Annotated in this window: 16 protein-coding genes; all 16 read right to left on the bottom strand. The window is 67.4% G+C overall.

Features of this window, described 5'->3' with window-relative positions:
- Positions 1–3: 3 nt before the first annotated feature.
- The gene (locus tag JY96_RS11570; RefSeq protein WP_052162429.1) at positions 4–2,013 is read right to left on the bottom strand and encodes a tetratricopeptide repeat protein; all 2,010 of its coding nucleotides are present in this window, start codon (positions 2,011–2,013) and stop codon (positions 4–6) included.
- A gap of 123 nt (positions 2,014–2,136) precedes the next feature.
- Entirely contained in the window at positions 2,137–2,610 is a 474-nt protein-coding gene (locus JY96_RS11565; RefSeq protein ID WP_152606468.1) for a hypothetical protein, read from the bottom strand.
- Positions 2,611–2,626: 16 nt separating this feature from the next.
- Positions 2,627–6,199, bottom strand: a complete 3,573-nt coding sequence (locus tag JY96_RS11560) for a DUF4157 domain-containing protein (RefSeq protein ID WP_052162428.1) — start codon at positions 6,197–6,199, stop codon at positions 2,627–2,629.
- Between the two features lie 13 nt (positions 6,200–6,212).
- Positions 6,213–7,616, bottom strand: coding sequence for an ATP-binding protein (locus tag JY96_RS11555; protein ID WP_052162940.1), 1,404 nt, complete (start codon positions 7,614–7,616; stop codon positions 6,213–6,215).
- Complete coding sequence (locus tag JY96_RS11550; protein ID WP_035037569.1) at positions 7,613–9,676, bottom strand: contractile injection system tape measure protein; 2,064 nt, start codon at positions 9,674–9,676, stop codon at positions 7,613–7,615. The genes JY96_RS11555 and JY96_RS11550 overlap by 4 nt, the downstream gene beginning before the upstream one ends.
- A 29-nt stretch (positions 9,677–9,705) precedes the next feature.
- A complete protein-coding gene (locus tag JY96_RS11545) occupies positions 9,706–12,495 on the bottom strand; it encodes a hypothetical protein (protein WP_035037566.1) in 2,790 nt (929 codons plus the stop codon).
- Positions 12,488–15,247, bottom strand: coding sequence for a hypothetical protein (locus JY96_RS11540; RefSeq protein ID WP_052162427.1), 2,760 nt, complete (start codon positions 15,245–15,247; stop codon positions 12,488–12,490). The genes JY96_RS11545 and JY96_RS11540 overlap by 8 nt, the downstream gene beginning before the upstream one ends.
- Positions 15,247–18,435 carry a baseplate J/gp47 family protein gene (locus JY96_RS11535; RefSeq protein ID WP_152606467.1) on the bottom strand — a complete coding sequence of 1,063 codons (3,189 nt, stop codon included), beginning with the start codon at positions 18,433–18,435 and terminating at the stop codon, positions 15,247–15,249. Before JY96_RS11535 ends, JY96_RS11540 begins: the two co-directional genes overlap by 1 nt.
- Positions 18,436–18,440: 5 nt before the next feature.
- Positions 18,441–18,875: a GPW/gp25 family protein gene (locus JY96_RS11530; RefSeq protein WP_035042390.1), complete on the bottom strand. Its 435-nt coding sequence runs from the start codon at positions 18,873–18,875 to the stop codon at positions 18,441–18,443.
- Between the two features lie 67 nt (positions 18,876–18,942).
- Positions 18,943–19,218, bottom strand: coding sequence for a PAAR domain-containing protein (locus JY96_RS11525; protein ID WP_035037561.1), 276 nt, complete (start codon positions 19,216–19,218; stop codon positions 18,943–18,945).
- Positions 19,219–19,276: 58 nt separating this feature from the next.
- Positions 19,277–21,046: a type VI secretion system tip protein VgrG gene (gene vgrG, locus JY96_RS11520; RefSeq protein WP_035037559.1), complete on the bottom strand. Its 1,770-nt coding sequence runs from the start codon at positions 21,044–21,046 to the stop codon at positions 19,277–19,279.
- Positions 21,043–21,714, bottom strand: coding sequence for a hypothetical protein (locus JY96_RS11515; RefSeq protein ID WP_035037556.1), 672 nt, complete (start codon positions 21,712–21,714; stop codon positions 21,043–21,045). The genes vgrG and JY96_RS11515 overlap by 4 nt, the downstream gene beginning before the upstream one ends.
- Positions 21,714–21,875: a DUF5908 family protein gene (locus JY96_RS23740; RefSeq protein ID WP_200883493.1), complete on the bottom strand. Its 162-nt coding sequence runs from the start codon at positions 21,873–21,875 to the stop codon at positions 21,714–21,716. The genes JY96_RS11515 and JY96_RS23740 overlap by 1 nt, the downstream gene beginning before the upstream one ends.
- 31 nt (positions 21,876–21,906) lie before the next feature.
- Positions 21,907–22,350, bottom strand: coding sequence for a phage tail protein (locus tag JY96_RS11510; RefSeq protein ID WP_035037554.1), 444 nt, complete (start codon positions 22,348–22,350; stop codon positions 21,907–21,909).
- A gap of 9 nt (positions 22,351–22,359) precedes the next feature.
- Entirely contained in the window at positions 22,360–22,794 is a 435-nt protein-coding gene (locus tag JY96_RS11505; protein WP_035037552.1) for a phage tail protein, read from the bottom strand.
- A gap of 32 nt (positions 22,795–22,826) precedes the next feature.
- Positions 22,827–24,788, bottom strand: a complete 1,962-nt coding sequence (locus JY96_RS11500; RefSeq protein ID WP_035037550.1) for a phage tail sheath C-terminal domain-containing protein — start codon at positions 24,786–24,788, stop codon at positions 22,827–22,829.
- Positions 24,789–24,798 lie beyond the last annotated feature (10 nt).

Genomic DNA, 24,798 nt, shown 5'->3' with positions numbered 1-24,798 from the left:
TCGTCAAACCTTGTTCTCACACCACTTGAGCCACATGCCGCGCAACGCCGACTCCAGGTGGCGCGCAAAGCGCTCACCATCAAACACCGGTGACGCCAACACCTGCTGGCGCAGGCCGGCTCGCAGCGCCGCCAAGGCCGGTACATCGGCCGCATGCGCCACGGCCTTGGCCACGTAATCGTCCGCGTCACGGGCCACCCAATCAGCCAGACTCGCGTTCATCATCAAACCCACGCCTTGCCGCGACACCAGCCGGTCGCCATCCAGCGTGAGCACCGGCACGCCCATCCACAGGCTCTCGGCGCTGGTCGTGCCGCCCGTGAAGGGGAAAGGGTCCAGGCCGATGTCGACCTCGCCATAGGCTGCCAGGTACTCGGCACGCGGCGATCGTCCCGCCAGCGTCAGCCGCTGCGGGTCGATGCCCTGGGCCTCGAAGCGGCTCAGCAAGCCTTGTTTCACCGAGGCCTCGTCCAGCTGCTTGGCCTTGAGCATCAGGCGGCTGCCCTCCACCGCCTTGAGCACGCGGGCCCACAAAGCCACCACCTCGTCATTGAGCTTGGTGATGTTGTTGAAGCAGCCAAAGGTGATGTGGCCTTGGTTCAAAGCCGGCAGCGGCGCCACGGGCACATCCGCATCGGGCGGCGTGAAGCACATGCGCGTCTCGGGCAGGCGCCAGATCTGCTCGGTGAAATGCGCCTCGTGCGCGTGCGGCACCGTCCATGGGTCGGCCAGCAGGTAGTCGATGGCGGCCACGCCCGTGGTCGCGAAGTAGCCCAGCCAGCTCACCTGCACCGGTGCGGGCTTGAGCGCGAACATGGGCAGGCGGTTGTAAGCCGTGTGGCCTGACAGATCGACCAGGATGTCGATGCCGTCGGCGCGGATGCGCTCGGCCAGCGCCTGGTCAGACAAGCCGGCGGCGACGCACCAGCTGTCGCAACAGGCTTGCAGGCGCTCGGTCAGCGCATCACGGCGGGCCTGTGTGGCATAAGCGTGCAGGCTCAAGCGGCCGGCTGCTCGGGCCCCATCCTGCGCAGACAGGGCCTTCAACACGCCTTCCATGAAGAAGCCCACCGGGTGCTGGTTGAGGTCGCCAGACACCAGGCCGACGCGCAGCGGGCGCGCGGCATCCCGCGTGTTGGGCCAGCTGGTGTAGGGCTGGACGCCGCGGGCAACGCGCTCGCCATACGCCTTGGCTTCGTTCAGCAAGACATCGGGCTGCTGGCCGGCCACGTAGTTGAGTGCAAACAGCAGGTTGCTGGTCGCTTCGTTGTAGTCGGGCTTGAGCTTGAGCGCTTCGCGGCAGTGCGCAGCAGCCTCATCCAGCCGCCCCAGGTCCTTGAGCAGGTTGCCCAGGTTGTTGTGCGCGGCGGCGTCATCGGGCTTGAGTTCGAGCAGGCGCTGGAAGGCGGCCACGGCCTCGTCATACCGGCCCATGTCCTTGAGCACGATGCCCAGGTTGCAATGCGCGCCCAGAAACTTGGGTTGCAAAGCCAGGGCCTGACGGTAGCTGGCTGCGGCTTCCTCGAAGCGATCCAGGTCCGTCAGGGCAATACCGAGGTTGAAGTACGCGTCCGTGAAATCGGGCTTGAGCTTGATCGCCTGGCGAAAGCTCACCACGGCATCGGCCGGACGCCCCAGATCACGCAAAACGATACCGAGGTTGTAATGCGCCAGCGCATGATCCGGCTTGAGCTGGATCGCCTGCTGGTGGCTGGCTGCGGCCTCTTCAAAGCGGCCCAGGGCCTTGTACATATTGCCCAGGTTGCTGTGGGCTTCCGGGTCGGTGGGCAGCAAGGCCACCGTCTTTTGCAACGCCTTCAAGCCGTCCTTGCCTTGCACCAGCAGCACGGTGCCCAGGATCTTCCAGGCAAAGGGCGCGGTGGGGTACAGGTCCACCAGCAAGCGGGCGCGCAACTCGACGTCTGCGTAGCGACCGGCATTGAACAGGTTGACCAGTTGCTGCGCTTCTTCGCGCGGCAAGCTGGCAGGGACGGAGGGCTTGTGCTTTTTCATGGCGAACCAGACGGGCAACGCCGGCGGCCCATGCAGGCCATGCGCGCCAGGCGTCAGGATGCGCCGGACTCTATCAGATGCCCCTCGCGATCGCCCCCCTGACATGCCCCTGGATGCCCGCCCTCACCAGTTGAGCACACGGCACACCAGGTAGATCAGCGAGGCCACGATGCCCACCGCAAACAGGATCATCAGCAGTTGATACGCGCGCCGGGCCAGATCCAGCCAGAAGTCCCGCCGCACGAACAACTGATCGCGAGGGTCACCCTTGAGGTTCTTCTTGGTCTGCAGCGCGGTGGCCCACAGGTAGTTGCGGCGGCCATCGGCAAACCAGCTGAGCATGCCGCACAGGGTTGCCGCACACATGGCCACCAGCGCCACGAGCACCGCCACTTCCTGGCGTGGTGTCAAGGGTGGGTCGCTCTTGCCGGTCAAGGCCATGAAGAAGACGCCCACACCGGCGGTGGACAAGGTCAACAGCAGCCTGACCAGCTCTTCGGTCGAGACACGGGCGCGGTCGTGCAGGATCTGCGGAAAGCCCTGGCCGCGCTCGTCGGTGGGTACCGCTTCGTGTTGTGCGTCGTGCTGTTCGCTCATCATCGACCTGCCTTGTTCACTCGCAACGGATGCTGATGCCCGCCGTGCTCACCATGGCGTGCCACAGCTTCTTGCCCTTGTCGTCGCCCAGTTCGGTACACAGGCGGGCCTGCACGTCATCGCGGTCCTTGAAGGGCGCTTGCTTGCGCAGTTTCTCGATCACCGCGGCCATGGGTGCCGTCACGCCCACCAAGGTGCGCAAGGCGGTGGCAGAGGCGCTGTTGAGGTCCAGCGGCTTGCGCGGGTCGCCACCCAGGGAGTAGTGGTCCAGATTGGTGTCAATGACGTTGCTCACCGAAGCGCTCTTGAAGGCCGTGCGTGAACCATCGTCTGCGATCACCTGCGCCACACAGCTCACGTTCTTGGCGGCATGGGCCTCGGCCTTGATGATGTCGGCGATGTCCTGGGCCTCGCTCTTCGGTGTCCAGCCCTTCTTGACCTTGTCGATGGCGGCCTGGCGCAAGGGGTGGCCGTAACTCATGGTCACCGAGATGCTCAAGGTCTGGCCTTTTTCCACGGCCTGGCGCGTGTCGTTCTCGAAGGCCCGCATCATGGACAAGGCACTGCGGTTGTTGGTGGCCTGGGTCAGCGCAGCCAGGTTGCGCCAATCGGTGCCACTGCCGCCCAGCTTGCCGTTGAGCAGGTGGCCCTGCACGTAGTAGGTGGTGCCGCCGTCCTTGCGTTTGGCCAATGCATCCCAGTCCTGGTTGGCGGGCGGGTTGGGCTTCTGGTAAGCCGTGACCTTGGTGACGCGCTCCACCGTCACCGACACGCCAAAACCGCCCGGGCCGGTGCCGCCATACAAGGGTGTGTCGGCCTGCCCCTGTTGCTGGGCCGCCGTCATGAACTGCGGGGTCAGCAAGGCCAGCTCGCCCATCAAGGGGTCAATGCGCTCGGCCGCCTTGGCGCCATCCGCCCCGCCCTTGCTGGCCTTGCTCATGGCGTCGTCGATCTTGTCAAGTGTCTTGAGCGCATCGGCCTTGGCCTTTTGCTTCTCCTTGACCTTGGGGTCCGTGGGCTTGATGTCGATGGCCGAGATGGTCTTCTTGTACTCGCCCGGGTCGGAGGCCATCATCACGCGGCGCTGTGCCCCCTCGCCTTCGATGTAGACATGGTGGGTGGCGTTGCCGCCCTTGAAGGGCTTGCGGATGCCCATCCAGTTGAGCACGCTTTGCGCCGCGCCCTTGACCGCCCCCACCACCCGGCGCGCCAGGTTCACGATCCACAACACCACGCGGTCCAGCGCCCGGTTGATCGGTGCGCGGATGCGCTCGACCACATCGCGGATGGCATCGCTGATGCGGCCCAGGCCCATGAGCCGGGCCAGGAAGCTGATGGCCAGGGAGAGCAAGCCGGCCAGGGTGCTCTCCACCTTGTTGGCGGCTGCACCAATGGCGCCCGAGGCGATGGCGGCGATCGAGTCGATGACAGCCGCCGCGACCTGCGCGATCTGCTTCATGCGCTCGATGAAGAACATGATGGTGTTGTAGATCGCGATGATGGCCTGGATGAAGGCACCCGCCGGGTTGAGCATGCTCACCAGCTTGACGATGGCGGCCTCCACGATGTGGCGCGACACGAAGCTGATGATCTGCTCCATCACCATCTCGCGCAGGTTGCCCAGGGTCTCCATCAACTGGCCCCAGGCGGCGGCTGGCCCGCCGGTCACCAGGGCCACCACAATGTCCACGCCCATTTCCATGGCGCGCACGGCGGTCTCGCTGGTGGCCTTCACGAGTTTTTCGCGGATGGTCTGCCAGGTCAGGCCCAGCACGCTGGTCACGAACTTGAGGATCTCGACAAAGCTCAGTGCCTGCGGGATGTAGATGCCCGCGCCGGCCAGTGCCCCCGTCAGCCAGCCGATGATGGCACCGCGCAGGTGGGTCATGAAACGCGTGGCGAACTGGCGCAGGCCCGTGACGCCGGCGCGCACCAGGTTGCCGATGAAGCCGATGGGGTTGTTGAGGATGGTGCGCAAGGCCCCAGCCGCCCGCTTGAGGTAGACCAGCACACCCGGCGCCACCACCGAGAAGATGATCTCCAGCAGGTTCCACACCGTTTCACCGGCCCAGCCAATGAACTGCCCGATGAAGCTGCCGAACACACCCGCGATGCGCATGAAGGCACGCGGCAGCAGCACGATGTCGGCCAGCTCCAGTGAGGTGAAGGCCTGCACGAACAGCTGCGGGATGCGCTGCACGAAGCCCATGAGGCCGGCCACGGCGCCCTGGAACCAGGCATAGGCGCGGGCCACGGCGTTGCCCTTCTGGATGTTCTCCCAGATGTCTTCGCGGCCGATGAGCTTCATGAAGCCACCGATCAGGGTGGCCGCCGTGCGCGGTACCGCGTCACCCGTGACCGGGTCGAAGCCCAGCACGGCGCACAGCAGGTCGTAGCCGCGTGTGCCCTGCGCCAGGCGCGCGATGGGCCGCAAGATGGCGTCCTTGATCAGGGTGATGATGCCGCCCACCAGCCCGCGCACGAAACCCAGCACCTGGTTGACCGGCTCGGTGACCAGGCGCACGGCGCGGTCCCACAGGCTGCCGAGGCTGAAGATGTCGCGCCAGCTCAGGCCATCGACGAAGTTGCGCACGGCCTGGCGGATGCTTTGGCCGATGCTGGCCAATGAGGCGAGTTGCTGCTGCGCCCAGTTGGCCACGCGGTCGACGATGCCGTGGTTGTCCAGCGCCTGCGTGATCAGCGCGCCACCGGGCAGCAGCTCGATCACGGCGCGCAGGATGTTGCCGGCATTGCGGTCCACGCCCTGCCCGGTGATCGGGTTGAAGCCCAGGATCAGGGTCAGCATGCGAAAGCCGGGGATGAAGTTGGCCTTGTCCGCGAAGTAGGCGATGGCGTCGCCGATGCCCAGGCGCTGGATGCCGGAGCCGGTGCGCTCGTTCACGCGGGTGTCCAGGCTGCGCTGGATTTGCGCGGGGGCAGGCCGCGCGTCCGCACCGGGTGCGCCACCCAGCGCGGGTTCGGGCTGTTGCGGCGCGGCGCCTTGCTGGATGGTGTGGACCAGCTCGTGCGCCAGCAGCTCACGGCCTTCGCTGCTCTCGGGCTGGTAGGCACCCCGCGCAAAGAAAATCTGGTTGCCGGTGGTGAAGGCCTTGGCATTGAGTTCACGGCACTTGAGGGCGGCAGCCTCGTCTGCGTGGACACGCACGCCAGAAAAATCCGCATGGAGGCGCGGCTCCATGTCGAGGCGCACCGACACGGGCAGCGCTTGCCCCCCGCTGACGCCCATCGACGGATACGGCGTGGGGGGGCCCACCTGGCCCTGGCCCGCCACCGCGGCCACCCCTGCTTGCGCCAGCGTCCCGCCCCTGCTCGCTGGCACCGCCCCGGCGAAACGCGCGGCCGTGGCCGACAGGGGTGCCGCCGGCATGCTCACCACCTTGCTGGCGACCCGCGCCGCCTCGCGCTCGCCCGCATCACCCGGCTGCGACACGCTCACGCCTGCCGGCACCACCGGCCGCTGGGCTTGCGGAGCTGGTGCAGGCGCCGGGGTGGGCACGCGCACCGGCGCCGCAGCCGCGCTGCGCACATCGGGGGCACGTTGGATCAGCGGGCGGGCCAGGCTGCTCATGGTGGATGCCCGGTCAGCTCGACCGGCCCTCCTTGAGCAGTTCACGGCGCAGGCCTTCTTCCACCTCTTGCGCACGCACGGTCTGGTCGCCGCGGGCCAGGGCGCGCAGGCAGGCGTAGCGCACCACGTTCATGATGGTGCCGCCCGAGATCTCGTGCTGCTGGGCCAGGCGCGGCAGGTCCAGATCGGGTGCCAGTTTGGCCACGGGCGGGAAGGCTTCGCGCCACAGGCGCAGGCGTTCGGGCGCACGCGGCAGCGCAAAGTGCAGCACCGACTGGAAGCGCCGCAGGAAGGCATCGTCGATGTTGTGCCGCAGGTTGGAGGCCAGGATCACCACGCCGGCGTAGTCTTCGATGCGTTGCAGCAGGTAGCTGATCTCCTGGTTGGCGTAGCGATCGTGCGCGTCGGCCACGCTGGTGCGTTTGCCGAACAAGGCATCGGCCTCGTCGAAGAACAAGATCCACTGGTGCTGCTCGGCGGCCTCGAATACGCGGCCCAGGTTCTTCTCGGTTTCGCCGATGTACTTGGACACCACCTGCGACAGGTCGACCCGCCAGACTTCACGCCCGCAGCGTTGCCCCAACAGCCCCGCCGACAAGGTCTTGCCGGTACCGGGGGGGCCATGGAACAGGCAGACATAACCGGGCGCGATGCGGCGGGCCATGCCCCATTCGTGCAGCAGGGCCTGGCCATGGTTGAGCCACAGGCCGATGTCATCAAGCTGTTCCAGCGTGGGCGCCGGCAGCACCAGGTCGGACCAGGCCAGGGTGGTCTGCACGCGTTGCGCTGGCAAGTCCTGATCCGGCCGGGTCAGCAGGCTCAAGCCGGGCAGGGCCTGGGCCAGGAAGCCGGGTGACAAGGTCAAGGCACCGGACAAAGGGCGCTCGCCGGGTGCGGGTGCAGCCAGGCGCAACACGCCCGAGCCACCCAGTTGCGCCAGCCGGCCCTCGGGTGCCAGGCGGGCGATGGCTTGCAGGCGCGCAGGCATGTCGTCACCCGCGAGCAGGAAGCAGGCCGTCTCGCCGGTGGGTGCGTTGGCTTGGCCGCTGACTGCGCCTTGGCCCAGGCCGAACTCGGTGTAGGGGCGCTGGGTCACTTCGTTGCGGCTGCTGAGCACGTCCAGCAGCTGCGGGCGCAGGTGGTGGGCCAGTGCCAGCGCCACCAGCAGGCGCTCGGTCTCGTCCAGCTCCAGGTGGCGCAGGGTGGCGCTGTAGGGGCAATCGGGGTCACCGTTGGGGTCGCGGTCGGGCCCGTTCAGGGCGGGCGCCGACCCGGCCTGTGGCAAGGCCGGCGAGGAGGGCGGCTGGCCGAAGTAGCTGCTCAGGCGCGCCTGCAGGCAGCTGGCCAACCACTCCAGCTCGGCCTCGATGGTGCGGGCGGCGGCACCGGCCAAGGTTCGGGACAGGTCACGCTTCATGGGGCGCTCCATTCCACATGCAGGGGGGCGGTCATCCAGGGCAGGCGCACCAGGCTCATGCCCCAGGGCAGGCTGCCCAGCAGCACATCGTAAGGCGCAGGCTCGACGCGCAGCAAGCTGGCGCCGCCCCGGGCTTCAAGCCAGCCGCGGCGTTGCAGGAAGCTCTCGCGCAGGCCGGCCACGCTGGTGCCTTTGAGTGCGCGCCAGTGGCCCAGCACGGCGCGCAGCAGGGCATCGGCCTCTTCGCGTTCGTGCGGCAGCAAGGTGGGCAGGCCGTGGCTCAGCGCGTCGTGTTCATCATGCTGATCACGGCGGCCCAGCAGGGGCTTGATCAGGCCCAGCTCGCATTCGAGTGCGCCGTCCTGGCCCGTGGCCAGCCAGTGCAACACGGCGGCGGCACGTGGCCAGAGGTGGTCGGCCAGGGGGCCACGCTGGCCGCTGGGATACAGGCCCAGCACATCCAGGCAGCGAGGCAGGTAGGCATGCAGCAGCACCAGGCCGGCTTGCGACACGATCTGGCCGGTGCTGGTGGTCGGCTCGCGGGCGGGCAGCATGGGCGCGGTGAGGGGCCTGGCCTGGCTGTCATGGGCAAGGGGGCCACGCGCAGCGGGAGCATGGGTGGAGGCGGAGGCAGCAGGTACCGCCCCCCGCTGCGCATCAGCCTGGATGACGATGCCCACATGAGGCCCAGGCCCCGCGTCGCCTTGTGCAAACGCCGAGGCGCCGTCCAGGGCCAGCAAGGCTTGCCAGACATCGCTGGAGGGACCTTGCTGGCGCAGCGCATCGACCCAAGGCAAGGCCTGGTTCAGCCACTGCCGGGTGTGCGTAGCGTCCATCGCCGTGCCGCCAGCGGCCAGCCAGTCCAGCCACAGGGCCTGGGCGTGCAGGCTGTCTGCGCGAACGGTGGGGCCACCGTCTGCCAGCACCTGCAGCAGGCCTGGCCACAACTGGGCCAGGCTGTGCCGGGGTGCGGCCGTGTCAGGGCCCGGGCCGATCTGGGCTGGGGTGCGGGCCTGGTGCTGTTGCACGGCGCGCCGTTGATCGGCGGACAACAGGGCCAGCCAGCGACTCAAGGCGCCCAGGCGTGCGGCCAGGGCAGCGCCCGCCGGCAAAGCGTCAGGGACCAGGCCCCAGTCGACCCACAGGCTGGCGGCATCCCGCAAGGCGGCCAGCGCCTGATCGGTGGGCAGGCCGGCCAGCACCCAGTCGAATTGGCCCGTGCGCAGGTAGTGCAGCAGCTGGGCCTGGCCTTGCTGGAAGCCTGATGGGGTGAGCGGTGATGCGACGGGCGGACCGTCGGCCTGGCTGGCTGCGTTGGTGGATACCTTGGTGGATGTTGTGGCCGTTGGCTGCGCCGTGTTGGCGCTCCGCAGCGGCGCCTGGCCCGCATCACGTGGCACCGTGGATGAAGGCGCGGCCGGGCCCTCGTGGGCATGGGTCGCCAGCCCGGGGCCGGCGCGGCCCATGCCCGATGCGCCGTCGGTGGGCCAGGTCGTGTGGGTATCGCCACCAGCCAGCCACACCAGCCAATGGACCACATCGGCTGCACGCACGGGCCAGGTCTGGCCCAGCCAGTTCAGCTCGCACCAGCCATCCTGGCGTGGCGCTTGACCCGCGGCCATCAAGGCCTCGCGCAAGGCCAGTGGCGCTTGCAGACGGGCCAGTTGCAAGGCGCACAACAAGGGCGCGCGGTGGCCGCTGCCCGCCCCTGCTCGGCCTTGTCTTGCTGGATCCCCCTGATCGCCCCTGTTGACCGGACTCAGATCCGGCTCGGTCATGTCACCGGCCGCATCGTGCAAGGCCTGGCCCAGGGCCGTGCCCAGCTCGCGCATCAAGTCCTGCTGCGAAAACGTGGTCGGCAATTGCAGATTCAGGTTCAGGGACGCGAGGTGGCGCACCTCGCCGCCGCCACCGTGCTGGCCGAGGGCCGCATCCAGCGCAGCCTCGATGTCGGGCAGCCATTCGCGCAAGCTGCTGCGCACAGCCAGCGCCGTGTCCGCGCTCGGGGTGCGAACCTGCCAGCGCAAGCGACGGATGCGGTGAGGGATGGGGTCCTGCATGGCTCAGCCTTTTGTCTGGGTCCTTGGCCTCAACCCCGCAGGCTGCCCAGGTTCTGCAGTGTGCCGATCAACACCTTTTGCGAGGTGTCACCCGCGCTGGTCTGCAGGCTGCCCAGCTTGGTCGTCAAGGTCCTGGAGGCGGCGGCATCCGACACCAGCATGGTGCTTTGCGCCAGGATGGCCGCCACGCCCGCCCCCGCGCCCGATGCGGTGTTGGTCTTGCTCAGCACCACGTGCTCGGCGGCATCACCCACGGCCGTGCCCAGTTCGCCTTGTGCCTTGCTCAGCATGCTTTGCGCCTTGCTGCGTTCTTCGGTGCTGATGTCGGTGCGGCTGGCCAGGTCGATCAGGCCTTGCACGCGCTGGCGCTTGTAGTCCACGTCCTGCGCGAGCTGGTCGAGCAGGGTGTCGCCTGTGGCGATCAGCTTGCCCGAACCCACCACGCCGGCGGCCGTGGCCTCCTTGGTGCTGAAGGCGCCCTTGACCAGGCCTTCCACGCTGGACGACTGCAGCTTGAGGCGGTTGTCCACATCCACATTGACCGCCTGGATCTTCTCGTCGAACTGTTTGGTGGACGCCTCGATCCTGTCGCTCAAGGCCTTGCTGGTGATGGCGAACTGCGAGCCGATCTGGGCGGTGACCATGGTGTCGAGGTCCAGCTTGATGGGGCGCACGATGCCGATGGGGCGGATGTCCGCGATGGGTGGGCGCAGCAACGGCGGGCGGCGCAGCGGCGGTTCTTCGGGCTCGGGCTCGTCCACCTCTTCATACGGATAAGGCAAGGCAAAGTCCCCCACCACCGTGCCGGCGTCGTCGTACAGCAGCACCAGGGTGCCACCGCGCCAGGTGCCGCCCAGGTGGTCCAGCGCGGGGTGGTCGCTCACGAAGCGCGACAGCAGCAGCTTGTCGTCCTCGCGTTCGTCGCGGGCGGCGATGAGGTCGTCCAGCCAGTTGAGCCACAGCGGGTGCGTGGTCTGGATCAGCGAGTCGATGGGCGAGACGATGTCGTTGCGCGCCACCTCACCGAGCTTGCTGCGCACGTCACCCAGGGTCTGCAGCTTGCTGCCCAGGTTCTCGTTCCAGGCGCTGGTTTGCGTCTCTTGCTGGTAGCCGGTGTAACGGGTCTGGTTGAGCGCAGGCAGCGCGCGGGCCGTGAGGCTGCCGATGTCGCTGCGCACGGTCTCGACCGCCTGCGTGACCGAGCTGAGCTCACTCACCTGATCGGGGATGGTCTTCTTCTGCACGGCCTCCTGCACGTTGTCGGAAAAGCGCGCCGTGAAGGTCTTGCTTTCGTCCAGCCGCACGGCCACGTCCTGGCGCAGCAGGTAGTGGAAGCGGTGCAGGTCGGTGTAGCGGATCTGCGGGCGGATGCGGATGAACTTGCGCAGGTTGTGGGCCAGCACCGCGTGCACCTTGAAGGGCAGGTTGTTGTCGGCCACCAGCGTCTTCAACTCCTCGCGCACCTGGCCCACCTCGCGGCCCAGGTGGCCTTCGACGCGGAACATCTCGTAGCCCGCAATGCTGCTGCCCAGGGGGTTGCGGGCGCGGGCGGTGCCGCCGTAGTCGGTGGCGCGGTAACCCAGGTTGGCATCGGCCTGCTGGCGCTGGCTGAGGCGGAAGTTCCACTGTGTGCTGATGTCAGGCTTGTAATACCAGGGGATGGCGCGCTCCTCCAGCGCCACCTCTTCACCCATGCTGGGTGTGACGCGCACGGTGCTGTCATCGGGCACGATGAAGTGGTCCATCTGCGCTTGCAGCTTGCGCACCAGGAAACCAGCGCGGGCCGCGGCCTCGCGCGCACCGGTGTCGGCCACGGAGGGGAAGAAGGCGGTGCGAAGGTCGGCCGGGTCACGCACGCGGCCCAGCAGCAGGTGTTTGGGGAAGGCCGACGCACCGGGCAGCAGGATGGCCGTGGTGTCCAGCAAGGCGTCCACCATGGCGTTCCAGGTGTCCACCATGTCCTTGAAGAAGCCGTAGGTGAGCTGGGCGTTGCCGATGCGGATCTGGCCGTGGATGTCCTTGAGGCGCAGCTGCCAGGCGTCCACCGGGTTGAGGCCGAACAGGGTTTGCAGCTCGGGGGCGAAATCGGTGCCGAACTGCTTGAGCGCATCGTTGAGGCTGTTGAGCACCTCGGTGCAGGCGTCGCGGTAGCTGGCCATGAACAAGGCCGTGTTGACCATGCTGGCGCTCAGCTTGGGCCGCGTGGCCAGCAGGTCCGGCAGGGCGCGCGCCCGCTCGCTCACGGGCTTGAAGGTGTCGCGCAGGGCCTTGGCGTCTTCGGGCTGGGCCAGCAGCACGCGCAGCTTGGCCGTGGCGCGGCGGCCGAGGTTGTCGCAGTTGTCGCCGATGCACAGGTCCGGGTCCACCTCGGTGGTCTCGGCCAGCAGGATCACGGCCCAGTCCTGCGCGTTGGCGGGCGTGGGCAAGGCGGTGCCCAGCGGGTCCTGGTCGTCGGTCAGCTCCAGCAGTTTGATGAGGGTCTTGCCATCGGGGTAGAAGGGCGCGTACAGGGGCTGCTTGTTGTCGTACGGCTTGCTGTGCGTGAAGCGCACGGCCTGGGGCCACACGACCAGGTCGCCATCGGTGGTGACGCCCAGGCCGGGTGTGATGCTGATGCCGCTGTCATCCGGCACCACGTTCAGGCCACTGACCAGGCCCACGCCGATGAGGTTGGTGCGGGTCAGGCGCTCTTGCTGGTTGAGGTAGAGGCCCAGCTCGTTGAGCTGGCTGTGGGTGAGCACCTGGTCGCGCTCGAAGACGGTGTAGGTGTTCACCGGGGCGCTGCCCAGCAGTTGCAGGACCTTGATCGGATCAGCCATGGTCCGTCTCCTTGGGGTCTGACGTGTGGATTTGTTGAACGCTGCCCAGCGCGGTGCTGCCCAGGACGAAGGGGGCCTTCGGGGTGACTTCTGCCGCGCAGTCGTACAGGGTGCGTTGGGGGTAGATGCTCTTGATGGTGCGCAAGACGGCGATGAGCGCAGCCAGCTTGGCGGCCCGCTCGGCGCGTGTCACACCGGCCTGCACATTGATCCAGTCGCGGTAGGCGCCTTCGAAGCGGGCCATGTCGTCGCTGCCAACCCAGCAGATGCGGGGCATGATGTGGGCGGGCACCTCGGCGCGGATGACCCGCTCGGCGAACTCGCGAAACGGCATGTGCTGGAAGCGACCGGCGTAAGCGGGCATCACGATGAACAGGCGCCAGGAGTAGGGGTCGGCATCCGCGCAATCGCTGCAGTCGTTGTCCAGGCAGATGGGCATGAGCGGGTCGCCCGCCGCCATGGGCCGCAGCAAGAGGCCTTCGAGCACGTACAGGCCCTCGCCGCTGTAGCGCGCGATCAGGTAATCACGCAGCTCGCGCATGGCGGCCTGCAGATCCTCTTCGTTGTCAAAGCCCTGGTTGCGGCGGCCCAGCACGGTGGTCTCGTCACCCGGGGCCACGACGCGGAAGTAGTACTGCCCATCCTTGCCCTGGTGCCAGCGGTAGTGCCCCAGGTCCTGCGCGGCGGTGATGGCGCGGATCATCTGGGCTTGGGCTTCCTGCGGGGTCTGGTAGTGCGTGGTGGACGACAGCAGGATCTTGTCGGTGACGCCATGCACCACGCGGTAACGGAACTCGTCGTTGGGCGTCTTGTCGATCTCGGCATAGGCGTCGTACGACACGGTCGCCAGGTTGCGGCGGCTGAAATCGTTGATGCCCAGCAGGGCCGCGATGCGGCGCTCCAGGCCGCTGACGTTGTCGCTGTTCCAGGCGCCGTGCAAGGCGTCGGCTTGCTGGTGGTAGGCGCCGGCGCGGTTGGCACTCAGCGCAGGCGCCTGGGCCAGGAAGTCGGCCTTGTCGGCGAGCACCTCGCGGCTTTCGTCACCAAACACCGAGGCCATGATGGAGGCGTAGGTCGAGAAGTCCTCGCCGATGCGGGCCAGCAGGTGGTTGTACAGGCTGTCGCGGCGGGCCAGGGCTTGATCGGGCGCTTCGATCACATCGGCCAGTTGCTGAGCGGACAGGTCTTGCGCGAACAGCTGGCTGCGGTTGATGAAGTCGTCCTGCACGGGCTGGGCCTGCAGCGCGTGCACCGGGGTGCCGGCATCGCGCAGGCGCTCGGCTTGCGCACGCAAGGCATCCGGCTGGACCGACAGCAGCGCGGGCGCTTGCGCCATCTGGGCGGCGTCATTGGCGAGTTGCTGGTCGAACAGCATCAGGTAGGCGCGCCACTGCAGTTGCTGGGCCTTGAGGCGCTCATCGGCCGTGCGGGGCAGGCCGATGGGGCCCAGGCCATACAGCTCGGGGAAGTCGCGCTGGATGCTGCGGCAGGCGGCCAGGTCCCGCCATTGGCCTTGGGGCACGGCGGGGGTGTCTTGCTGGTCGGTCTCCACCGACTGGCGGGCGGCTTCGCGCAGGGCGTTCAGGCGGGCTTGCACGGCGACGGGCACGGCGTCCATGTTCCAGGTGGACACGGGTGTGCCGCGCTTGCGCATCACCAGGCGGCCCACAGGCTGGCGGGCATACAGGGCCAGGCGGGGCATGTGGCCAGGCAAGACCGGCACCTGCCAGGGGTTGGGCACGGACTGCGGAAAGCCATCGGCATCCAGCGGGTTGAGCGTGATGTCGGTGATGGCACGCAGACCGGGCACGTCCATCAGGCGGCCGATGAGGTCGGACAGGCGCAGCACCTCGGGCAGCTCGGAGGCCAGCAGGTCACGTTCGTCGATGAAACCGTTTTGCAGCAGAGGGCCGTCGAAGATCTCGTCGATGCGATAAGGCTCACCGCTGGCGGACACACGCTGGCGCATCTGCGCCAGGCTGTAGCTGGGCACCATGGGCGCCAGGGCCTGCTCGGCCACGAACAGCCATTGCGCGGCGGCCTCGGTCACATCGGCGTGCACGTCCAGGTCCACCTCGGCGCACAGGGCGAAGTACTGCACCGGCACGGGCTCGATGGCCACGAAGTCTTCGCACAGGTTGCGCTTGGCCTGCAGCGCCTCGTGCACGCGCCGGAGCACCGTGTCGCGATCGGCCTGGGTGGTGATGTGGTCCATGAAGTCCACCTTCACGCGGTACAGGCCTTGCAGCGCCACGGGCTGGCTGTGACCGTGTGCAGGCGGCACATAGGCCAGCTCGCGGGCCACCAGGTCGGCGTACAGAAGCATGGCGGGCTCGGGATACACCCAGGCGTTCTTCACGCCGTCCAGGTCGATCAGCAGCTTGCGCCAGTCCAGCCGGGTGAAGGGCCGGTTGGGCAGCACCTCGCGGGCCTGGAAGAACTGCTGTGCCAGATCAGGGGTGATGCCCGTGAGCGGGTCACGCGGTTCGGCCAGCCAGTCGACGATCGGGGTGCCAGCCTTGAAGCCCAGCTCGGCCAGGGCCAGGCTGAGCATCTCCAGCGTGGTGATGCCGGGGTCGTGGAGGTTGTGGTCCGTCCAGCTCAGGCCGGCCAGCTCGCGCAGGTGGGCCAGGCCTTCGTTGAACAGGGCGCGCGGGTCTTCACCCGTGGCCAGGGGCGCACGCTTGAGGGAAGGCAGCGTGGTGGCTTGCTGTCCGGCTGGTGATGAGGCTGGAAGGGGCGCCTGAGCCATCACTGGACCTCCTGGATATCGTGTTCGGCCGCGGACACGAGGATCACATCGGGCTCTTGGGGTGCGAGTTCGGGCTGGTCCTCGCCGGGGTGGTCCTCGCGGGCCAGCTTGACGTCGGTGATGTAGTCCACATAGTCGAGCGCCTCGATGGCGTCCACCAGGGCCGCGCGCACCACGCGCCCGCCGAAGTTCAAGGGCCGGCTGACATCAAAGGCCCAGGGCGACAAGGTCTGCACCACCGCTTGATTGAGTTGCGCCTTGTAGAAGCTGAACGCGAAGCCGTCGCGCATGTGCACCTTGAAGCTCAGCTTGACGGACTGGTAGCGGGGGTTGCGCACGGTCACCGCCGAGGTCTGCCCCGCCGGAGTGGCCTGCAGGCACATGGCCGAGCGCTGCAACACGAAGGCCTCGATGCGTTGCAAGGTGTCCAGGTCCACACGCGGCGTCAGCACGCCCAGTTGAGGCTGCAGGCGCAGGTTGGGCACGACCACCAGCATGACGCACCCCGGTGCACGCCACGACTGGCTGTTGGCATACGGGATGCACTTGACGCGGTCCAGCGTGGGGAAGGCTTCGAGCACCAGGCGCTCGTGGTCCCAAGGGGTGATGGCGCGGCCACGGTGGCGCAGGCGTTCGGCGGCACGGCGAGACAGCGCGGCATCGTCTTCCATCAAGGCGCCGCCGAAGGAGGGGTAGGGCTGGCTCAAGGCCTTGATCTCGGCCAGCGGGCTCTTGAGGCGCGTGATGCGCCCGGCAGGCAGGGCGTTGGCCAGGTGGCGCGCACCCAGGCCCTGATCCACCCAGGCCACCTCCACGGCATTGGCGTGCACGCCCACTAGCTGGCAGGCCGCTCGCGGCTCCTGCGCGATGGTGGCACGCAACCACACCAGGCCGGCGGGCAGTCGGGTGTTGTCGGTGTTCACGGTGTCTGGCAGGACCACGCTGACCAAGCCACTGCGGCGCAGGCCACTGGTGGTGTCCAGCGGCAGATCGGGCCCGGGGTTCAAGGCTTGCCAGGCGTTGTCGGCCAGCACGGCCCAATGCACCGTCTGCGCGTGCGCCAGCGGGTCGGCGCTGCCCTCCTGCGTTTGCAGCAACAGGCTCACCGGCTCGCCCGCCTGCACGCCGGCCACGCCGATGAACAGCTCGCCGGCGGCCGTGTGGCGAGGCAGCAGCGACACCGAAGCCTGTTTCATCCAGGGCCGCTGGCGGCTCAGCCACAGGTGCTCGCGCGCCACGCCAAACACATCCACATGGTAGAAGGCCACCTCGCCCTCGGTGAACGCGCTCAGCGAGGCATCGTGGATGGCCGTGCGGCCGGTTTCGGCCTCGTAGCTCAGGGTCAGCTCCTTGAGCTTGGGGGTGTAGGGCTCCTGGATGACGGTGGGCGGCTTGAGGTCTGCCGTGAGCAGCAGCATGCGGATCGCGTCGTTGCGGTAGTCGCCGTGCAGCAGGTCGGTGTTCAAGCTCAGGGTGATGAAACCGGGGCGCACGGTGGCGGGCACGGGTGGCTCGGGCGGTTCCGGCTGGCGACGCTGGTGGGGGCCTTCACGCAGGGCTTCGTGCTGCGCTTCGTGTTGGCGCAGCCAGTCCCGGACATCGGCTTGTTTGCGGGCCATGGCGCTGCCGGAGGTGTGCAAGGCATAGGCCTCCTGCTCGCGCCCCTTGCCGAGCTTCTGGGCCTTGTTGGCCTTGTAGTTGGCCTGCTCCAACGTCAGTTGGATGCCAGTGGCCGCCGCAGGCAGGACGGTGCCCATGGCCGTCTTGTGCTGGGCGCGGGCATCGGCCCAATCGGCCTGAACGGACACACCATGGGCCAGGCTGGACTGCTTGGTGTAGCTGGCATACCGGGTGGTGAGGTCGGCCTGCGAGGTGGGCGCGCCTTGCCAGACCAGATTGAGCGACAGCGCGCTCAGTGGCTTGGCCAGGGCCTCGGCGCAGCCAATGAAGAAGCGTGATCCCTCGGCCGGTTGCGGGCCAAAAGGCAGGAAGGGCTTTTTCGCATCCAGCACACCCAGCTCGCTCTCCAGCACCAGCTTGCGCATGTCCTTGACGGCCACGGCCAGCTTGACTTGCTGCAGGCTCAAGCCCGCCAGGGCATCGTGGCCCAGCAAGCCATCGGCCTTGAGCAGCAGCTGGGCCACGGGCAGGCCGGGCTCAAAAGGCTGGACATGGACCTCGCCGACGTCCACCACGGCGGGCTGGTCGGCCTCCAGCGTGAACTGCAAGACGCGCAGCTTGGCATCGCTCGACGACACGGCCTTGAGCGCATACGGCCCGATCCAGCCCTTGGGGCCGCTGAGCAGCACCTCGAACGAGGCGGCCAGGGCCTCGGCGCTCAGCCGTTCGCGCAGGCCGTCCAGGTACAGCGTGAGCGTGACGGTGCGCGTGCCTTCGCTCAGGCGCAGCAGCGACGAAGCCGCCGCAAAGCCGGTGGTGGCCAAAGGCAACGCCGGCCGATCCGGCAGGGCCTGCGCAAAGGGGGACCACGCCGGGTTGTCGACGGGCAGCTTGCCACCCAGGCCATCGATGGAATCGGCCATCGGCGCGCAGACCAGGCGGCCATCGGCATGGCTGATGGCGCGCAGCTGCATCACCTTGGCGTGGTTGAGCACGGCGGGGCGCACGGGCTGGTAGATCAGCTCCTGCTGTTGCGCGTCCTTGCCGCCGGACAGCCACTGGCCGGGTTTGAACTCCACAGGTGGCGCGCCTTTTTTCAGGTCCACCAGCACATGGGCGTGGTCGGGCTGCGCGGGCTTGGGGCTGAAGCCCAGCACCGTCTGCATCTGGAAGTTGAGGTGCTGGCGCGTGAAGTCATTGAGCAGGGCGCGCGGGTGACGGGCCAGGCGTGCAAAAGCCATCAACAAGGCCAGGTGCGGCGGCAAGCTGCCATCGGGGCTTTGCATCAGCGCGGCCACGCGGGCGCGCAGGCTGTCTGGCGTGTCACCGGCTTGGGGGCGCAGCACGCTGCCTTGCAAGATGGCCTGCCAGTTGCCGGCGACGTGCTCGGGCGTGTCTTCGTAGAAATTGAGCTGGGCGGCCAGGGCGTGGGCGGCCAGCACCAGGTCCACATCCTGGCGGTCATCCAGCGGGGCCTGGCCCGCGTCCAGATGCGGGTTGAGCCGGTCGGCCTGGCGTGTGCCCGGGTCCGCCATCTGCGCGGCATGGAGGTCAAACGAGGTGGCCATGGGGTTCATCCGGTGCGGCGCGTGGGCGCGGCCAGGCGTTGCTCATTGGCATCGCCAAAGTAGAAGGGGTAGACCAGGTTGAAGCGCGAGTTGGTGCTGCGCACCTCGTAGTCCAGGCGCACCTGCAGCACACCGGCCAGCGCTTCGCTGTCGTCGATCACGAGGTTGAGCACACGGATGCGCGGCTCGTGGATCAGCACGCCCGTGTGGATGCGGTCGAGCAGCAGGCTGCGCAAGGTGGTGCTCAAGGGCTCGAACATCAGCTCGCTCAAGTCCAGCCCATAGGTGGGGAACAGCGGGCGCTCGCCGGGCTTGGTGCCAAACAGGATGCGCAAGCTGGCGTCGATGTCGGCCTCGTCCTGCGTCATGCGGGCGCCAGCGGCACCGAAGGCGGGCGGGAAGGCCCAGCCGCGGCCGAGGAAGTTGGGGGCGTCGCTCATGGCTGGCTCCTGGCCTGGCCGGCACGGTGTGCGTTGCGGGTTGATGATGTGGTGCTTGTCATCACCATCAGCCCCCAATCAGCACGGTCGGCGCGCCCACCATGGGCGAGGCGCCGCAGGCGCTGCTGTCGCCCACCCGCAGGGCGGGCTTGCCGCCGATCATCACCGTGGCGCTGCCCGCCACAAAGGGTGTGACCGGGGGGTGCGGCGGCGGGATCACGCAGCTGTGCATGTCGCCCAGCACGGCGGCGGGCATGCCCCCGATCATCACGGTGGGCACACCGGGGCCGATCACGGTGCCCCCGTGGGTGCTGGCATCGGCGACGCGGGCGGCGGCTGGCATGGTGGTGGTCCCTTGTTGTGGTGTGTGTTGGGTGGTGATGACCGCTGCGTGGCCGCGCTCAGTTGATGTTGACCAGCGAGCCGGCCACCTTGACCGTGGCCGAGCTTTGCAACTCCGCCCCGGCGCTGCCACTGAGCTTGAGCTGGGCACCGGCCTCGACCTTGCAATCAGTGCTGGTCTTGAGCTCGCCGGCGCCGCCGATGTCGTACTTGGTGTCGCCTGCGGTTTTCACTTTCAGGTCCTTGCAGCTTTCGATGGTGATGCCCTTGTCGTCCAGGAGCAGGCTGTTGCCATTGCTGTCCTTGAGCGACACCGAGCCCTGGTCGTCGTCCAGCACGAAGGTGTGGCCACCGGGCGTGGAGATGGTCAGCACCACCTTGTCATCGTTGAAGTGCAGCTTCATGCCGCTGCGGCTGGTATAGCCCTTCTCGTGGTTGTCGTTGCTGCCGGCAATGGGTGCGGGCTTGGCGCTGCTGTGCAGCATGCCCAGCACCACGGGCGTGCGCGGGTCGTCGTCCAGGAAGCCGACCACGACCTCATCACCGATCTCGGGGCGCACCACGAAGCCACGGTCCTTGCCCGCGTCCAGGCTGGCCAGGCGGGCCCAGACGCCGTCGCTGCTGTCCACCAGGGGCAGTTGCACGCGGATGCGGAACTCGCTGTCCGGGTCTTCGTTGTCGGTGACCACACCGATCTGCAGGCCATGTACCGGCGCCAGCAGGCTGGGGGTGCGCGCGGCGGCCAGGCGGGCCAGGCGCTCCGGGTCTTCGGGCACACCGCCAAACTGGATGTGGGTCTTCCAGCCTTGCACCAGGTCCATCTCGTGGCGCACGCCGGTGACCAGGATCTGGCCATTGAAACGGTCGCCCACGCCGGCCAGCTCGACCACATCACCCGGCAACACCTGGCCCAGGCCTTCGCACTTGGCGCGGCCCGTGGCCTTGCACAGGCGGGCGGTGGCAAAGCGGGCGTCCGCCGCCGTGGTGGCCTCGTCGTCGCTGAGCATGGCGTGGCGCAACTCCAGCGCGTCCACGGCCACGGCATCGGCCAGGTCATCGGGCGCGAGGTTGCCCGGGCCGGTGAAAGAAGGCGCCGTGCCGTCCAGCGTGTGCACGGCCTGGTCGGCGGCATTCCAGGTCAGGGTCTTGACGGCCTTGGTCTGCTCGCGTGCATCGATCTCGGCATCCAGCTCGATCAGGGTCGAGCCGTATTGCAGCGTGATCACGGGCGAGCCCTGCAAGGCCAGCTTGCGCGTTTCGATGTCGGCGCCGCGTGTCAGCACCAGGTGCCCATTGGCCTGGGCGCGTGTGACCAGGAAGTCCCAGTCGGTGGTGTCGTACTGCACCAGGTGCTTGTGCTGGTAGCTGGTGGACTCGACCTTGGCCTGCCCGCCTTCAGAGCCCAGCAAGGCGGTGATGACGTCGCTGTCGGTCTTGTCCAGGTGGTTGGCGCTGTGGCGCTTGAGGCTGAGTCTAGTGGCCTTGTGGCGGCACTCCACGATGAGTTGCGAGGCGCTCTGGTCACGCACCTTCAAACGCTGGCGCACCACGATGCCCTTGAACAGGGTGTCCATCTGCGAGCCGGCACCGGCCTGCACTTCCACCTCGGCACCCGGCACGAAGAGGCTGTCGTTGCTGAGCGTGAAGTCGCTCGTGTCGGCCGCACCATCGCGGTAGACCAGGCGCGCCGAGGCGATGTGGTTGGCCGTGTTGACCACGCTGGCCGCCAGCAGCTGGTGCGTGCGGGGCACGGCCGTGCCGTTCACCTTGACGGTGAACTCGCGCTGCGCGATCGGCGTGGGGAGGGTGCGGTCGGCGGGAATGGTCATTTCTCCAGCGGGGGGAACACCAGGCGCGTGCCGGGGGCCAGTTGCCGAAAGCCGCTCAGGCCGTTGGCGCGGGCCACGCGCGGGGCATAACACGGGTCACCATAGATGGCCGTGCACAGGCTGTAGAGCGTGTCGCCAGCCTTGAGGACGCGCACGTGGGTGAGGTCGGGTGAGGAGTCCTGCGCCAGCGCCACGCGGGTCTGGTCGTCCGACGCATCCGAGAACACCGCCGTGATCACGGCCCGCAGCGGCTCACCCGTGGGCTTGAACAGCTTGTAGACGATGGACGCGCTCTTGAGCACGCAGCGCTTGACGGCGATCTTGCCCCAGGCCACCTTGAGGTAGTTGGGGCGGTGGATGTCGCCGTTGTAGCCGGTCACGGTCTGGAAGGAGCTGATCTTCTGCTGCACATCCAGGGCCACGCCATTGGCCCCGGTGCCATCCAGAAAGAAGGCCAGGCTGAGGTCACCCGGCTTGATCTTCTTGAAGTCCATGCGGCTGCCCGTGGTGCCGGCACCCTGGGCGCTGTCGTACTCCATCTCATAAGACAAGGTCAGCTCGGCCGGGTTCACATAGGCCTCGAAGGTGCCAATGGCCGAGCCGCTGTAGTCGGCCTTGGTGAAGGCCTGGATCAAGAGCTTCTCAAGCTGGCCGGACGCACCGCTCATCACGCTTCCTTCCGCTCGCGCAGGATCTCGAGCACGCGCTCCACGCACTCGCTCACCAGCGCCTGCTTGTCCTGCAGGGCCGGCACCGGCGTGGCGCCGCCACCCGATTCCTGGTTGCCGACCTCCACCGAGATCACGACTTCATCAATGACGATGGGCATGTGCTGCTCCCTTTCACGTTGACCGCGCTGCTCAGCCCTTGTCCAGCGTGAAGTACTGGTAGGCCAGTTGCAGGGACTCCACCACATAGGCATTGGCCGAGGCATTGAAGTCGCTCACCGACCACTTCACCGGGTAGGCCCCCACGATGCGCCAGCTCATCAAAGGCTCACGCTGCTCGTTGAGCAAGGTGACGATGAGGTTGTGCGGCTGGATGTCGAGGTTCTCGATGCACTGGCGCACCCAGTCCCAGATGGCGGACTGCTTCATCAGCCCCCGCTTGAGCACCAGGTCCGGGAACTTGGCGCGCACGGGGTAGCGCTGCACGAAGCGGTTCTCGCCACCTTCGGGCACTTCTTCGGTGGCGATGTCCACGCTCAGGCCGCCGACATCGGTGAAGCGGGTATCCCCATCCTCCGAAGGCGACAGCCCCTGCACCTCGACCTTGAAGTGAAAGCCTACGGGCGGTGTGTACATGGGCCGCGCTTACTCGTTCTGCACTTCCATGCCTTCGTGCGCGATCTCGATGGACTCGATCGCCACCTCGTTGGCCGCGGCCTTCAACTGCGGCCCTTCCACCTTGACGGGGAAGGCGTTGTGGATCTTCCAGACCATCACGGGCTCGTGCGCCTCATTGAGCAGGCTGATGGTCAGGTCACGCCGCTCCACGGTGTTGAGCTTGATGGTCGTGAGCCATTTGTAGAAGTCGTTGTCCGACTTGACCACGCCGCGCTTGAGCGTGATGTTGCTGAACTTGCGCAGGCCGGGCATCTTGATGGACGAGTACTCCGGGAAGGAGCCGTCGCGGTATTCGATGACCTGGTTTTCCTGCGTGAGGCCGGTGACCTCGGAGAAGCCAAGGCGGTTGCCGCCCCACTGAACGGAGAAGTGGAAGACGGGCAAGGGATATTGACCGGGCATGTCGATTCCTTTGAATAAGGTTCAGTGTGGGATCAGGAGGTCTGCAGCTTGTGCGAGAACTTCAGGATGATGAATTCCGCAGGGCGGACCACGGCCATGCCGATCTCGACGATCAGGCGGCCCTCCAGGATGTCCTGGCTGCTCATCGTGGTGCCCAGGCCGCAGCGCACGAAGAAGGCGTCCTTGGTGCTGGCACCGGCCAGCGCGCCTTCACGCCACTTCTGCGTGAGGTAGTTCTCGATCATGCCGCGCACCTTGACCCAGGTGTTGGCGTCATTGGGCTCGAACACGGCCCAGTAGGTCGACTTCTTCACCGACTCTTCGACCATGTTGTAGAAGCGGCGCACCGAGATGTAGCGCCATTCGTTGTCGTTGCCGGCCAGGGTGCGGGCACCCCAGACCAGCGTGCCCTTGCCCGCAAAGGCGCGGATGGCGTTGACCGACTTGCCCGAGTTGGCGTCGATGTTGAGGTTGTCGGTGTCGTCGCTGTCGAACAGGTAGGTGGGCGCCAGCACGCCGTTGAGGCTGACGTTGGCCGGGGCCTTCCACACGCCACGCTGGTTGTCCACCAGGGCATAGATGCCGGCGATGGCACCTGAGGGCGGGCACACGGTGACGGCGTTGTTCACGCCCTTGAGGATGGCCCGGTAAAGGCTGAAGTTCTCGCCCAGATAGGCTTCGTCGTTGCTGCGGTAGGTGGCCGCGGCCGTGCTGATGGCAGCCAGGGCCGTGCCGATGGCAGCCAGCGCGGCCAGCACCGTGGGCATGGTCGCATCCAGCTGGGCGGCCAGCAGTGTGCCGGCTGCCGTGGGCACCTTGCCCGTGCTGGCGGCCACGGCCGTCCAGGTCGTGCCCCAGGCGGTGGCCGATGGCGCAGTGCCCTGGTCCTGCTGCACGGTGTAGGCCGGTGCGGCCAGCGCCAGTTCCTTCTCGATGGCCAGCAGCGGCTTGTAGACCGGCACCAGCACATCGGTGATCTGGCTGTTGACCACGGTGGTCAGCTCAGCACAGGTCAGCTTGACCACGGCTGTGACGAAGCCGTCCACCGCGCGGGCGGCGTCCATCAGGAAGCCGAACACCGCCTGCGCCGTGCCCACGGTCTTGCCGCCCTTGTAGGCCATCAGCAGCGCATCCTGCTTGGCCGAGAAGCTGGTTTGCGGGTCGAACAGGTTGGACTTGGTCGTGGCGATCAAGGGCAGGTCGGCCAGCACCTTGTCGAGGCGCGCAAGCTTGTCCTTGATGGCCTGCTCGGACGTCAGCGTGGCCAGGTCGATCGGCTGCGAGCCCTTGTACAGCTTGGTGGCCGGCTTGGTCAGGTCGGCATAACCCACTTGCTTGGGGTAGTTGATCTTGAGCCAGGGCGCGTAGGCCGTGCCGTACTTCAGGCTGTTGATGCCGACCTTACTGCGGAAGTTGTCGATGGCCGTGCCATGCGCGGTCTTGTTGTCGTAGTAGTTTGTGTCCATCAGAGCCACGCGGTCACCCAGCTTGCCAGCCTGGGCCAGCGCGGCTTGCTGGAAGGCGGCCAGGCCGTCGGCGTCCAGCGAGGCGGCGTCGGGTGACAGCAGGATGGTTGGCTCGTCCACCGTGGCCACCTTGGCCAGGCCGGCAATGAGCTGGTCCTTGTCGATGCTGTCGGTGTGCTTGCCCACGGACACGATGTAGCAAGGCCCGCCCCCGTTGTCGAAGAACAGGCGGATGCTGTCGTACAGGTGCTTGGTGTTGCCGGTACCGAGCTCGGCGCGCAGGAAGTTGCCCGCGTCATCCAGCAGCACCTTGCTCACGTCCAGCGTGGGCACACCGCCGAAGAGCTGCTCGAACTCCAGCAGCGAGGTCACGCGCGTGGGCACGTTCTTGAGGTCACCCTCGACATCACGGGTGGCCTTGGCGGTGTAGCCAATGAAGGCGGGCACGGCAGTGGCCACCTCGGCCACCGAGGGCGGGAACACCGAGATCTCTTCGACATACACGTCAGGCGTGCGGTAGGTTGGCATGGCGGATTCG

Source organism: Aquabacterium sp. NJ1 (genome assembly GCF_000768065.1).
Classification (GTDB): domain Bacteria; phylum Pseudomonadota; class Gammaproteobacteria; order Burkholderiales; family Burkholderiaceae_C; genus Aquabacterium.
Note: the sequence above shows the minus strand (reverse complement) of the source record. Positions and strands in the feature narration are given on the sequence as shown.

Excerpts from the sequence above, each read along its gene's own strand:
- JY96_RS11530 (WP_035042390.1), bottom strand. The coding sequence starts at position 18,875 with ATGAGCGACGCCCCCAACTTCCTCGGCCGCGGCTGGGCCTTCCCGCCC.
- JY96_RS23740 (WP_200883493.1), bottom strand. The coding sequence starts at position 21,875 with ATGCCCATCGTCATTGATGAAGTCGTGATCTCGGTGGAGGTCGGCAAC.
- vgrG (WP_035037559.1), bottom strand. The coding sequence starts at position 21,046 with ATGACCATTCCCGCCGACCGCACCCTCCCCACGCCGATCGCGCAGCGC.
- JY96_RS11540 (WP_052162427.1), bottom strand. The coding sequence starts at position 15,247 with ATGGCTCAGGCGCCCCTTCCAGCCTCATCACCAGCCGGACAGCAAGCC.
- JY96_RS11555 (WP_052162940.1), bottom strand. The coding sequence starts at position 7,616 with ATGAAGCGTGACCTGTCCCGAACCTTGGCCGGTGCCGCCGCCCGCACC.
- JY96_RS11505 (WP_035037552.1), bottom strand. The coding sequence starts at position 22,794 with ATGCCCGGTCAATATCCCTTGCCCGTCTTCCACTTCTCCGTTCAGTGG.
- JY96_RS11550 (WP_035037569.1), bottom strand. The coding sequence starts at position 9,676 with ATGCAGGACCCCATCCCTCACCGCATCCGTCGCTTGCGCTGGCAGGTT.
- JY96_RS11545 (WP_035037566.1), bottom strand. The coding sequence starts at position 12,495 with ATGGCTGATCCGATCAAGGTCCTGCAACTGCTGGGCAGCGCCCCGGTG.
- JY96_RS11560 (WP_052162428.1), bottom strand. The coding sequence starts at position 6,199 with ATGAGCAGCCTGGCCCGCCCGCTGATCCAACGTGCCCCCGATGTGCGC.
- JY96_RS11535 (WP_152606467.1), bottom strand. The coding sequence starts at position 18,435 with ATGGCCACCTCGTTTGACCTCCATGCCGCGCAGATGGCGGACCCGGGC.
- JY96_RS11510 (WP_035037554.1), bottom strand. The coding sequence starts at position 22,350 with ATGTACACACCGCCCGTAGGCTTTCACTTCAAGGTCGAGGTGCAGGGG.
- JY96_RS11565 (WP_152606468.1), bottom strand. The coding sequence starts at position 2,610 with ATGAGCGAACAGCACGACGCACAACACGAAGCGGTACCCACCGACGAG.
- JY96_RS11515 (WP_035037556.1), bottom strand. The coding sequence starts at position 21,714 with ATGAGCGGTGCGTCCGGCCAGCTTGAGAAGCTCTTGATCCAGGCCTTC.
- JY96_RS11570 (WP_052162429.1), bottom strand. The coding sequence starts at position 2,013 with ATGAAAAAGCACAAGCCCTCCGTCCCTGCCAGCTTGCCGCGCGAAGAA.
- JY96_RS11500 (WP_035037550.1), bottom strand. The coding sequence starts at position 24,788 with ATGCCAACCTACCGCACGCCTGACGTGTATGTCGAAGAGATCTCGGTG.
- JY96_RS11525 (WP_035037561.1), bottom strand. The coding sequence starts at position 19,218 with ATGCCAGCCGCCGCCCGCGTCGCCGATGCCAGCACCCACGGGGGCACC.